Source organism: Candidatus Binatia bacterium (genome assembly GCA_035631035.1).
Lineage (GTDB): Bacteria > Eisenbacteria > RBG-16-71-46 > SZUA-252 > SZUA-252 > DASQJL01.
This window is the reverse complement of the sequence record DASQJL010000087.1, coordinates 1-11,503: the sequence shown is the minus strand read 5'-3', so window position 1 is coordinate 11,503 and position 11,503 is coordinate 1. Positions and strand designations below refer to the sequence as shown.

12 protein-coding genes are annotated in these 11,503 nt (G+C 70.3%); 1 reads left to right on the top strand and 11 read right to left on the bottom strand.

Annotated features, from left to right (window positions below; all coding sequences use genetic code 11):
* Positions 1-151: 151 nt before the first annotated feature.
* From VE326_09750 to VE326_09725, 6 genes are all read right to left on the bottom strand, one after another.
* Complete coding sequence (locus VE326_09750) at positions 152-1,933, bottom strand: SpoIIE family protein phosphatase (protein HYJ33489.1); 1,782 nt, start codon at positions 1,931-1,933, stop codon at positions 152-154.
* Positions 1,930-2,685 (bottom strand): hypothetical protein, encoded by a 756-nt coding sequence (locus tag VE326_09745; protein HYJ33488.1) that lies wholly within the window; start codon positions 2,683-2,685, stop codon positions 1,930-1,932. The genes VE326_09750 and VE326_09745 overlap by 4 nt, the downstream gene beginning before the upstream one ends.
* Entirely contained in the window at positions 2,685-3,236 is a 552-nt protein-coding gene (locus VE326_09740) for a hypothetical protein (GenBank protein HYJ33487.1), read from the bottom strand. Before VE326_09740 ends, VE326_09745 begins: the two co-directional genes overlap by 1 nt.
* A gap of 93 nt (positions 3,237-3,329) precedes the next feature.
* A complete protein-coding gene (locus VE326_09735) occupies positions 3,330-3,755 on the bottom strand; it encodes a hypothetical protein (GenBank protein HYJ33486.1) in 426 nt (141 codons plus the stop codon).
* Positions 3,756-3,787: 32 nt separating this feature from the next.
* Positions 3,788-4,138, bottom strand: a complete 351-nt coding sequence (locus VE326_09730) for a hypothetical protein (protein HYJ33485.1) — start codon at positions 4,136-4,138, stop codon at positions 3,788-3,790.
* A complete protein-coding gene (locus tag VE326_09725) occupies positions 4,131-4,625 on the bottom strand; it encodes a PTS sugar transporter subunit IIA (protein HYJ33484.1) in 495 nt (164 codons plus the stop codon). The genes VE326_09730 and VE326_09725 overlap by 8 nt, the downstream gene beginning before the upstream one ends.
* Before the next feature lie 258 nt (positions 4,626-4,883).
* Here VE326_09725 and VE326_09720 point away from each other — a divergent pair, with 258 nt between their 5' ends.
* The gene (locus tag VE326_09720; GenBank protein HYJ33483.1) at positions 4,884-5,384 is read left to right on the top strand and encodes a tetratricopeptide repeat protein; all 501 of its coding nucleotides are present in this window, start codon (positions 4,884-4,886) and stop codon (positions 5,382-5,384) included.
* Positions 5,385-5,387: 3 nt separating this feature from the next.
* Here the strand turns inward: VE326_09720 and VE326_09715 are convergent, their stop codons facing one another.
* The 5 genes from VE326_09715 to VE326_09695 all read right to left on the bottom strand — a co-directional run.
* Positions 5,388-6,230 carry an ABC transporter permease gene (locus tag VE326_09715; protein HYJ33482.1) on the bottom strand — a complete coding sequence of 281 codons (843 nt, stop codon included), beginning with the start codon at positions 6,228-6,230 and terminating at the stop codon, positions 5,388-5,390.
* On the bottom strand, positions 6,227-7,057 hold the full coding sequence (locus VE326_09710; GenBank protein HYJ33481.1) for an ABC transporter permease: 831 nt from the start codon (positions 7,055-7,057) through the stop codon (positions 6,227-6,229). Before VE326_09710 ends, VE326_09715 begins: the two co-directional genes overlap by 4 nt.
* Positions 7,054-8,076, bottom strand: a complete 1,023-nt coding sequence (locus VE326_09705; protein ID HYJ33480.1) for an ABC transporter ATP-binding protein — start codon at positions 8,074-8,076, stop codon at positions 7,054-7,056. The genes VE326_09710 and VE326_09705 overlap by 4 nt, the downstream gene beginning before the upstream one ends.
* Positions 8,073-10,538, bottom strand: a complete 2,466-nt coding sequence (locus VE326_09700; GenBank protein HYJ33479.1) for an AsmA-like C-terminal region-containing protein — start codon at positions 10,536-10,538, stop codon at positions 8,073-8,075. Before VE326_09700 ends, VE326_09705 begins: the two co-directional genes overlap by 4 nt.
* On the bottom strand, positions 10,538-11,503 hold a 966-nt coding region (locus VE326_09695; GenBank protein ID HYJ33478.1), incomplete at its 5' end, for a DegT/DnrJ/EryC1/StrS family aminotransferase. The genes VE326_09700 and VE326_09695, both read right to left, overlap by 1 nt.

Sequence of the window (11,503 nt, the reverse complement as noted above, 5' to 3'; positions counted from 1 at the left end):
GATTCGCGTTTCCTAAGTGGCTTGACCCGGCGTTCGCCGGTGGGTTGCCCAAGACCTCAACAAGTCTTTTAGGCACGGTTTTATCGGGGAACTTCCAATTAAATAGACCGGCGGGCCTGACCAGCCCGCCGTTCTTGTTTTCAGGCCGATTTCAAGCCGCCATCCCCCGCACCACCACGATCGTCACGTCGTCATCCTGCTCGCCCCCCTGGAACGCCTGGACGGCCTCCCAGATGCCCCGGAGCTGCACCGTGGCGGGATCGGTCTTCCTGGCCTCGATCTCCCTCCGGAGGCGCTCCTCGCCGAACAGCTCCCCGCTCGGGCTCATCGCCTCGGTGACCCCGTCGGAGTACATCACGAGGACGTCCCCCGGCCGGATCTCGACCACCCGCTCCTTGTACGTCGCGGACTCGAAGGTGCCGAGGAGGGGCCCGGTCGGCTCCAGGGTGTCGAACTGGCCCGTCGCCGCCCGGTAGAGGAGCGCCGGGTTGTGCCCCGCGTTCACGTACGTGAACCGCCGCGCCACGGTGTCGAGCACGCCGAAGAGCGAGGTCACGAAGCGGTCGGGCTCGACGCTCTCCCAGAGGAGCCGGTTCACCTTGGCCATGGTCGTGCGCATCGCGTAGTTGTTCCGGATCTCGGCGATGAGCGAGGCGCGGAACGCCGCCATGATGAGGGCCGCCGCGATCCCCTTGCCCGAGACGTCGCCGACCACGATGCCCAGGTGCTCGTCGGCGATCCGGATGAAGTCGTAGTAGTCGCCTCCCACCCGGTCCGACGAGTAGTTGGCGCCCGCGATGTCGAAGTTCCGCACCTCGGGGTTTCGGGCCGGGAGGAAGGAGCGCTGGATCCGCTGGCCGATCGTGATCTCCTCGTCCAGCCGCCGCTTCTCGAGCACCTCCTCGTGGAGGCGCGTGCGCTCGATGGCCACGGCGGCCTGGGTGGCGAAGGACATCAATAATTCCATGTCCTCCACCTCGTAGGCGTCGGGCTCGTCGGACTCGAGGTTGAAGGCGCCGATCACTTCGCTCCCGATCCGGATGGGAGCGACCATCTCGCTGCGCGTCTCGTCGCGCGCGTTTCGATAGCGCGGGTCGTTGCGGACGTCGGCCACGATCACCCCCTGGCCCGCTTTCGCCACCCAGCCGATCAGGCCGCTTCCCACCTTGAGCCGCACGGCGTCGTCGCGCGCGGGGTCGTAGCCGCGGATGGTCTGGCGCGTGATCCACTGGGTCTTCTTGTCGACGAGGTAGATGCCCGCGGCGTCGTAGCGCACGACCTGGAACACGAGATCCAGGATTTGCTCCATGAGCCGCTCGGTGTCGAGGCTTCCCGAGATGCGCGTTCCCAGCTCCAGCAAGAGCTGGTTCTGCACCTTCTCGCGCATGGCGTCGGCGTAGATGCGCGCGTTGCCGACCGCGATCGAGAGCTGCGCGCCCAGCTCGCCGAAGAACGCGATCTCCTCGGAGGAGGGGGGCGTTCCCGTGACCCCCGCGTCGCCGAGCATCACGACCACGCCGAGCGGCTCGGCGCCCTGGCGGAGCGGCACGGTGAGCACGCCGCGCAGCTGCGCGCGCGGGCGGCCGCCCCACTCGAACGGCGTATAGAGGGCCTCGGGCAGCTCGGCGTGGAACGCGGGCGCCTCGTCGGCGCAGGCCTGCCCCGCCAGCCCCTGCCCCGGCGTGAGCCTGGGGCGGCGCCCGACGACGGGGGTGTTGCAGAGGGTCCAGGGATAGAGCAGCTCGGTCCGCGGATCGAGCACCCAGAGCGAGAACTCGGAGAACGACCCCGCGCCCAGGAAGAGGTCCCGCGCGCGCCGCGCCAGGGCGTCGCGCTTCAAGAGCGCCAGCTCGCGCGAAGCGCGCACGAGGAACCGCAGGCGCTCCTCTTCCGTGAGGAGCCCGGCGGCCCCGGGGAGCGTCTCTTCGCTCATCGGGTCCGGCGGCTCCGGGTGATTTTGACTCGGGCGTTCGGTCGAGTCGCCTTCGGGCGGCGTGGGCGCGCGGCGGGGGTCGTCGCGCCGCGCAGCGGCGTCGTGAGCTCGGCGAGATAGGCGCGCAGCTCGCGCGGCCCCAGGTGATCGGCGTTCCAGAGCGCCTGGAAGACGCGCTCCCCGCGCGCGCGGAAGCGCGGCGTGCCGCGCAGGGTCCGGACGTAGACGCGGCGGCGCTCGCCCCGCGTCATGGCGGGAAGGCCCCGGCGGTTCAGCCGTCCGTCGATCCAGACGTTCCAGAGCTCGTTCAGGGCCTCGCGGTCCGACGCGGGAGCGCCGGTCAGATCGACGCCCGACTGGTGGTCGTCGCGAAGGTGCGAGAGCTCGTGCAGGCAGGCCTCCGAGAAGCTCCGGGCGGAGAACTGTCGCGCGGTGAGCGGCGGCGTGCCCGGCCGCTTGCCCCACGTGCGCGCCCAGGCCCGGCGGCGCGCGCGCGTCACGAAATTCCCGATCGCGAACGAGAGCCGGGCGGCCCGGTGATCGTGCGTGTTCCACTCGATGTAGGCGTGGTCGTCGCGATTGTCCTGGTCCACGCGCACGTGCAGGTCGCGCACCACGTGCTCCAGCGAGAGCTCGCGCAGCGCCGCCCGGAGCACCGCTTCGGCCGCGGCGCGGAGCGGGAAGTCCCTCGGATGCCACCGCACACGCAGCGCATCGAGTGCGCCGCCGCCCGGATGCCGGCGAAGCGCCATCACTTCACCGCCTTCACGACGAAGAAGTGCACCACGGCGAGGCTCAGGATGACCACGGCCGATCCGAGCCCGAAAATGCCGCCCCTCTTCCTGGGCGGAACCGGCACGAGGTTGGGCGCGGGAGCCTTCCCCGCCACGGAGGAATCGATCGGCTGGAAGTAGCGGAGGGTTTCGGGCTGGGCCGGATGGGCCGGCACGACCGTCCTCCCCGAATCAATCGGAGCGGGGCTCACGGGAATCGCATTGCTCCGGATGGGCGCGCCGGTCGTGTCGGGCGCCACGGTGTCCGAGTCGGGCTCCAGCAGGTTCGGGGGGATCTTCACGCCGTTCTCGTCCTCCTCGTCGTCACCCTCATCCCCTTGCGTCCCGTTCGGATTGCCGCTGGTGTCGGCCTGCGCGATCACGGCTAGGCCGCTCTCCGGCGGCGCGGCGGCCGCGGGCGGCGGCGCCGGAACCCAGAACAGCGCCACGACCGCCGCCAGCATCCCGGCCGCGGCCAGCTTCCGGCCGCGCAGCGCACGCGAATCCTCGGCAATTCGACTACAGGTCACGGTGCGATCCTACACGAAAATGGGACGCGCGCGGGCGCGAGCGGGGCCGGAGCATCGGATGGGTCGGAAGGCGCGCCCGCGGCGCGCCCGGGCTCAGCGGGAGCGGAGCGCTTCGAAGCGGTCGGTGTCGAGAAGGACCCCGTCGCGGAAGCGGAGCGGAGGGTCGAGCAGGCGGTAGGTCCACCACTCTTCGACGTGCCCTTCCGGCGTGTGGATCACGCGGCCGACCGGATAGCCCAGGGTCTCGAAGACTAGGCGCATGTCGGACGGCAGGTGGTCGCGCCAGTACTTCATCCGGAGCGAATGGAGGAGCAGCTTCTCCTGGTTTCGGACATACGCCGAATTCCACTCCGCCGAGCGAAGCCAGTAGACCGAGTCGGCGTCCACGAACAGGATCTGCGTGGGGCCGACGAACTGGGTGGGCGGCTCGGCCGCCCGCGCGGGCAGGGTCCGGACGGGACCCGCCAGGGCCACGGCGGCAAAGGCAAGAAGGGCGAGGAGTGTGTGTCGGATCGGCACGAACTGATTTTACCGCAAACGGCGGGAGACTTCTAGCGACGGTAGAGGATTCGCCCGCAATTCTCGCAGTTTTCGATACCTACGATGGCGGAGGAGTGCCTGCGGGCGGAGGCGGTCGGGAGACTCATCCGGCACCCGGCGCATACGATGCCCTCCACGGGCACCACGACCCTGGCGAAGCGGCGGCTCATGCGCTCGTAGGTCTGGAGCAGCTTTTCGTCGATCTGAGCCGCGACCTTGCGGCGCGCCTTCTCGAGGTTCTCCACGTGCTCCAGGGAGAAGCCCATTCGCTCCTCCTGGGAGGCGATCTCGGGATCTTTCACCTCGCGGAGCAGCACGTCGATGTCCTGCAGCTCCACCAGGGCGTTCAGGAGATCAGTCACGGGCAGCCTCCACGAGAATGGCACGAACCGCGGCGAAATTGGGGGCGTCGATCAGCTTCTGGCGGGTCCGCGCGAGGCGGGTCGCCCTCACGATCTCGGCCACCAGCTTGAGATAGATGGGATCGCGCTCCAGGGGAGGCGCGACGATCAGGAAGCAGAGGTGCACGGGCTGGCCGTCCACCGCGTCGAATTCGATCCCCTTGGTGGATCGGGCCACGAGGAGCGCGCGCTCGGACACCATCGTCGAGCGCGCGTGCGGCACGGCGATCCCCTTGCCGAGGCCGGTGCTCCCCAGCGCCTCCCGGCGCCGGAGGGCGTCCAGGATCGCCTCGGGCGTGCGCGCTACGTTCGCGGCCGCGAGCGCGCCGGCAACCTCTTCGAGGACCGAAGCCTTTTTCCGGGTGCGCAGGTCCGAGATGAACAGGTCGGATCGAAGATGCAGTTCGACTGCGGGCGGTGCGGCGACAGGTGCTACGACGGAAGCCATGCGACTCTTGGCGACTCCTCGGGGTGGAGTGATTCGGGGTTCCCCGCCCCGGAACATTACAAGACGCAATCCACCCATGGCAAGATCGTTGTTTGCGGGGCGCTCGCGGCGGCTTCGTGCAAATCGCCTCGCGCAATGCATCACACGAATCGTTTAACACCATGCAGCCGTACTGGTTCCCGCAGTGCCGCAATGGACATGAAGTGGTCGGTTCGGGCACGCGGCTTGCCTTGCTCCCCACGAGGCGAGGAGGGCCGGATGGGGACTCTCAAAGAACGGCGGCAAAAGCAGCTGGCGGTGGTGGGCGCGATCGGTCACGAGCACTTCATGACCGGCGTCCGGATGCTCTATGCCTGCCGCTACCAGGACGCGCTCCAGCACTTCCAGGAAGCGTCCTTGCTCGAGCCCAACGCCCGGGGCTATCTGAGCTATCTGGGGCTGGCGACGGCCCACGCGCAGCGGAAGTACTCCGACGCCGAGCAGCTCTGCCGCCGCGCGATCGAGGCCGAGTACCACCGCCCCGAGCACTACTTCAACCTGGCCGAGGTCTTTGCCCTGGCGGGACGCCGCGGCGACGCCATCAAGGCCTACAACCAGGCGCTCTCCTGGAATCCCAACTACGAGCCGGCGCAGGACGCCCTCCGGAAGATGGGCGTGCGGAGGCCGCCGATCCTGGGCTCGCTCCCCCGCTCCCACCCGCTGAACGTCTTCCTGGGAAAAACCTTCCGCCGGAGATCGCTCCCCCGCAACGCGCGCTGACCCTCAGTAGTTCGTCTTCCAGTCGATCAGGCCGCGCGCTCGTGCGGTATGCTCGCACCACCGGAACCAGAGAAGCGACGCGGCCGCCAGTCCCAGCGTGGAGAGCGCGAGAATGCCCACCAACCCTCCGTCGGAGATCGCGCGCAGCGGCGCGGCGTAGGCGCGCCCCGTCAGGATCCGCCGGATCAGCTCGAGCCAGTAGGTGAACGGGAGCACCAGCGAGAGCCGCTCCGCCCAGCCCGGCAGGACCTCGATCGGGAAGACGGCGCCGCAGAGCAGATAGAACGTTCCCGTCAGCCCCTCGTTCAGATTCATGCTGTGCCGCGCCATGATCAGCGCCGCGCCCGCGAGCGCCACCCCGAGGAAGACGATCCCGCCCAGCCCCAGCACGACGACTCCCGCCAGGGACACGAGCGACGCCGGGGACGCCGCAATCGGCAACCCGAGCACGAAGCGGCCGAAGAGGAGCGCGACCACGGTGCCGAGGGTCGCGGTGGCGATCTTCGTCATGGCGCGCCCGAAGAGGTACGGCACGAAGCGGATCGGCGCGAGATAGACGTACTTCAGCGTCTCGAAATCCTCCCGGTCCCGGAAGATCACCCACGAGAGGCCGACCAGCACCTCGCTCACGTAGAGGAAGAAGGTGTTTCCGAGGAAGAGGAAGAGAAAGGTCTCGCGCGTCGCCGCCCCGTGCGCCACGACGCGCACCATGAAGAAGAGGATCAGCGTGGTGGCGAGCGGCTTCGCGAAGGAATAGGCGAGGAACAGGACCGGGTCGGCCCAGTTGGCCTCCACCTGCCACCCGAGCCAGGAGGCCGCCTTCATCACGTTCCAGGAGCGTCTCACTGGCCGCGCAGCGTGAGCCGCCCCTCCCGCTTCCCCAGCGTCTCCATCAGGAGGAGCGCCCGGTGGGCGAGAAAGAGGAAGAGGGCGAAGAGCGCGACTTCGATCGGCGCGATCCACGGGACCGGGACGAAGCCGTGCGCCGCCTCGCCGTAGAAGATCTGGCGGATCCCGTCCAGCCCGAGCGTGATCGGCAGGAGGGCCGCGAGCGCGCCCACGGCCGCGCCCAGGAAGCGGACCGGGAAGTAGAACCCCGAGAGAAGATAGACCGGCTCCTGGAAGAGGGTCACGGTGTGCCAGGCGGAGCGGCCCCACAGGAGGAAGACGCTGCTCAGGATCATCCCCAGCGCGTAGACCGCCGCCAGGGTCAGGAGGAAGAGGCCGAACGCCGGCAGGAGCCGTCCCGCCGGAAGCTCGATCCCAAAGAGGAGCATCCCGCCGAGGAGGATCACGATCGCGCGGGTCGTGGTCATCGCCATGCCCCCCAGCGCCATCCCGAGGAGGATGCTCATCCGCGACACGGGCGTGATCAGGTAGAGCTGCAGCTGCCCCTGCTCCTTCTCCCAGAAGAACTGGCTCGCCATGCTCCAGAGCACGTTGTTCCAGTAGGCCGTCATCGCGGCGCCCAGCACCACGAACGCCTCGTACACCTTGGGCGCGTGGAGGCCGCGATAGACCAGCACGAACGCCGACATCGTGAGGAACGGAAAGACCGTCTCCCCGACCACCCACGAGGTCTCGCGCCAGGAGGCGACCACGCGCACGCGGGCGCGCGCCAGGATCGCCGCGACGTTCACCCGGAGCGATTCCGCCAGCGCGTCGCCCGTCACCGGGACTCCGCCGGGGCGCTGCCGTCGGTGTCGTCGTCCAGCCCGCGGCCCACCATGTGGATGAAGACGGTCTCCAGGGTGGGCTCCATCTTGGTGAGGTGAAGCACCGGCTGTCCCGAGGACTTGAGGCGCCCGAGGACCTCGCCGATCACCTGGTCCTCCTCCACGATCACGCGGAGCTCCACCGCACCGGTCGCGGGATGGGCGTGGTGCGAGAGCGATCGCACGCCGCCGATCCGGCCCAGCGCGTCGAAGTCGGTGGCCCCCGCCCCGATCGAGAGGGAGAAGACCGGCTCCTCCGGCACCGAGCGCTTCAGCGCGCGCGGCGTGTCCAGCGCGAGGATCCGGCCGCGGTCGATGATCGCCACGCGTCCGCACAGCTCGTCCGCCTCGACCATGTAGTGCGTCGTGAGGAGCACGGTGCGGTGCGGGCGCTCGCGCACCCAGCCGGCGATGAAGGAACGGACCTGACGCGAGGCCTCCACGTCCAGGCCCAGCGTCGGCTCGTCGAGGAAGATGATCTCGGGATCGCTCATGAAGCCGCGCGCGAAGTTCAGTTTCTGCTTCGTGCCGGTGGAGAGGCTGGAGAGCCGCGTGTCCGCCTTCTCGTGCAGGCCCGTGATGGCCATCAGCTCGTCGGCGCGCGCGCGCGCCACCGGTCCCGGCACGCCGTAGAAGCGGGCGAAGAGGTGGAGCGTCTCGCGCACCGTCAGGATGCCGTACCCCGACGTGTCCCCGCCGGAGACCAGGTTGATCCGGCGGCGCACGGCGATCGGATCGCGCTCGACGTCGTAGCCCGCCACCAGGGCGCGGCCCGACGAGGGGAGCAGGAGCGTGGTCAGGATCTTGATGAGGGTGCTCTTCCCCGCCCCGTTGGGGCCGAGGAGGCCGAAGCATTCGCCGCGCTCGACCACCAGGTCCACGTGCTCGAGCGCGCGCACGGGCGGCGCTTTCTTGGTGCGGAACTCCCGCGTGAGGTCGGCCGCGTCGATGGCCGGGGCTTCCCGGGCGGCCCTCACTTCCCGAACAGCTTCCGGAGGGCGTTCTTGACCGCGCTCGCGGCCGAATCGGGGGCGGCGCGGCGCGGCGTCTTCGCCGCGCTGTCGGCGCCCGCGCGGGCGGTGTCGGTCGCCGCGGTGCGGGGCGTCCTGGGCGTGAGCAGCTTTCCAAGCTCCTCCTTCACGAACCCCTTCCCGGCCGTCTCGATGAACTTCGACGGCTGCACGCTCACCTTGGGCGAAAGGGCGCTGCCGCTGATCTTCACCTCGATCGGGACCCGCCCCTCGGCATCCTTGCCGTAGCTGGCGAGCTGCGCCAGGAACGTGCTCCCCTCGACGCGCGAGGGCGCCAGCCGGAGCAGCGCGTTCAGGTCCAGTGTCTGATCGAACCCGATCGCTCCCGTGATCGAGAAGAGGTCCTTTCCGAGGTCGCCCGTCACCTTGTCGAGCATCAGCTTCCCGCCCTGGATCCGCGCGCTGTGGGCGATCGTCTGGAACGGCACCTCGCTCGGGGAGACCGCGCCCAACGCCTCGCGGAGCTGTTTCAGGGCGGGGTTCTGGCGCAAGAGGCCCCGCTCGATCTTCCCGGCCACCGTGCCCGTCATGGAGGCTGCCGCCTCGGGACCCGGATAGCCCTGGCCCCGAAGGTCCACGACGTCGGTCAGGCTGCCCGAGACGGGAAGCCGCACCGGCAGAAGCCCCGAGACCAGATCCTCCACCGGCACCTCGCTCAGGTTCAGGTGCAGCGTGAAGGCGGGATGGCTGTCCACCCCGGTCACGTCCAGCGCCCCCTTCACGGAGCCCTTTCCGATCGTCCCCTGGATCGGGTCGGCCACCAGCTTCCCCTGCGCGAAACGGACCGGAACGGTCACGTCGTGGATCAGGAGGCCGCGGTTTCGAACCTCGCCGATCTTCATGTTCGCGACCACGACCCCCAGCGCCGGCTTGGGCTGGTCCTGTCCCTCGGGCGCGTCGAGGCTCAGCCCCGTGCCGCTGCCGCCGGTCCACTCGTCCGCATTGAGCCGGTCGATCTTCACGTCGAAGGTTCCGCTCCGCACCGTGCCCAGGTTCATCGTTCCCGTCACGCTGGCGGTGCTCGAGCCGACCACCGCCTCCAGCGAGTTCACGGTGGCGGTCGTGCGCGTCCCGGAGACCGCGAACGTGAGGCGCCGGATCGGCCGGGAGACGTTCGGCATCGTCCCGCTGAAGCCGGTTCCCGTCACCGTGTACTCCAGCCCCACCTCCGCGGGGGGGTGGGAGACGAAGGTGCCGCGGCATTCGAGATCGCCCGAATTCCACATCGGGCCGTTCGCGGTGAGGCCGTTCAGGCGCTCCGCCGGCGCGCGGGCGTAGAAGGTGCCGCGGATCTCGCCCCCCGGCCGCGTGACGCCGCGCGCCTCGCCGGTGAAGGTCACGCCGCCGCCGAAGCCCTCGGCGCGTCCCACGAACGTCTGGTCGGCGGCGCTCGACCAGGAGACGCTGGCCTGGTCCATCGTGAACGTGTTCGACTGGGCGCTGACCGAGAAGGGCTTGAGGAGCAGGCGCCCCTCGTTGGTCACGTCGCGCGCGGTGCCGCCGACCCGCACGTCCCAGGAGACGGTCGCGCTGAACGAGGCCGGCGACTGCGAAGCGAACGCGCGGAGCGCCGGATCGGAAGAGCGCACGGTCTGCGGCTGCCCGACGATTCGCAGCGCAAGCTGCGCGGGCGCCGGCGCGGGGGGCAACCGGATCTCGCCGGAGATGGCGCTGACCAGGGGGCCGACCGTCGCCGAGCCGTCGGAGACCACGAGCCGCTGGCCGCCGTCCTTGGCGTCCAGCGACAGCTTCACCTCGGCCGGCGAGGGAAGCGGCAGGAGCGGCGAGCGGGATTCGGGCTTCCAGTAGAGACTGTCCGCCTTGGCCTCCAGCTTGATGGAGGCGGGATGGTCGAGGGGTCCCTGGATCTCGGCGCTTCCGGAGACCCGCTTGACGTCGAACCCCGAGCCCAGCGGGTCGCGGGTGCGCAGCGAGACGCCGTCCAGATCCACGCGCGGCAGGAAGACGTGCGCGGCGCCGCCCTTGGTCTCCCCCGGCGAGGGCGCGGACGGCGCCTGATCGGTGAACACGATGCCGCCGCCCTTGATTCGCGCGCCGCTCACCTCGACGCGGCGGAAGAGGAGCGGGAGCAGGCGGAAGCGGACGAACGCCTCCGGAAGGCGCGCCTGGAGCCTCGGCGGCCCGGTCTCGGGCATGCGGAGATCCAGCTTCTCCACGGTGACGCCCAGCGACCAGTCCCGGAACTCCGGCGTGATGCGCGCCCACCCCACGCGCGCGTTGCTCATGCGGGCGGCCTGCCGCCGCGCCTCCTGCTGGATCCAGTCGCGCGGCATGAGCGCCCAGGCGGCCACCACGACCAGCACGCCGAGCGCGACGACGCCGCCCGCCGCGAACACCGCGATTCGAAGCGGCCGGGGCCAGCCGCCGATGGCGCCGGGAGCGGCCATCAGCGCCGCTCCCGATAGAAGCCCGAAATCGCGCCGGCGACCCGATCCACCTCGGCCGGCGTGAGCCCCGGGAAGATCGGGAGCGACAGGACCTCGCGCGAGAGCGCCTGCGAGACCGGAAACGCCTCGATCCGCCAGCCGGCCTCGGCGAAGACCGGCTGCGCCGGAAGCGGGATCGGATAATAGACGCGCGAGCCGATCCCCCGCTCCGCGAGCCGCTTCTGGAGCGCGTCGCGCTCCGGCGCCCGGATCGTGAACTGGTGGTAGGTGTGGCGCGCGCCCGCCGGCTCTTCCGGGAGGACGACCGGCGTATCGGCGAGGGCCTCCCGGTAGTGCGCCGCGATGCCGCGGCGCTCCTCGGTCCAGGCCTCGAGATGGCGCAGCTTGGTGCGGAGCAGCGCCGCCTGCAACGCGTCGAGGCGCGCGTTCGTGCCGAGCGCCGTGTGCCGGTAGTTCCCCGCGTCGCCGTGCACGCGCAGGAGCCGCGCGCGCGCCGCGACGTCGTCCTTCTCGGTGAGGATGGCGCCCGCGTCGCCCAGGGCGCCCAGGTTCTTGGTCGGAAAGAAGCTCAGCGTGGCGCCGGCGCTCGAGGCTCCGACCGGGCGCCCCGCGTCGGTCGCGCCGATCGCCTGCGCGGCGTCCTCCAGGATCGGGATCCCCCGCCGCTCTCCGATCGCAAGGAGCGGCGCGAGCTCGCAGGCGAGCCCGTACAGATGCACCGGAACGATCGCGCGCGTGCGCGGCGTGATCGCGGCCTCCAGGGCGGCCGGGTCGAGGCCGAAGCGCCGCGGCTCCACGTCCGCGAACACGGGCCTCGCACCCGTCTGGACCACCGCGCTCGCGGTGGCGAAATAGGTGAACGCGGGCACGATCACCTCGTCACCGGGACCCACGCCGAGGGCCGCGAGCCCGATCGAGATCGCCGAGGTGCCCGAGGAGACGCCGATCGCGTGCCGCGCTCCGAG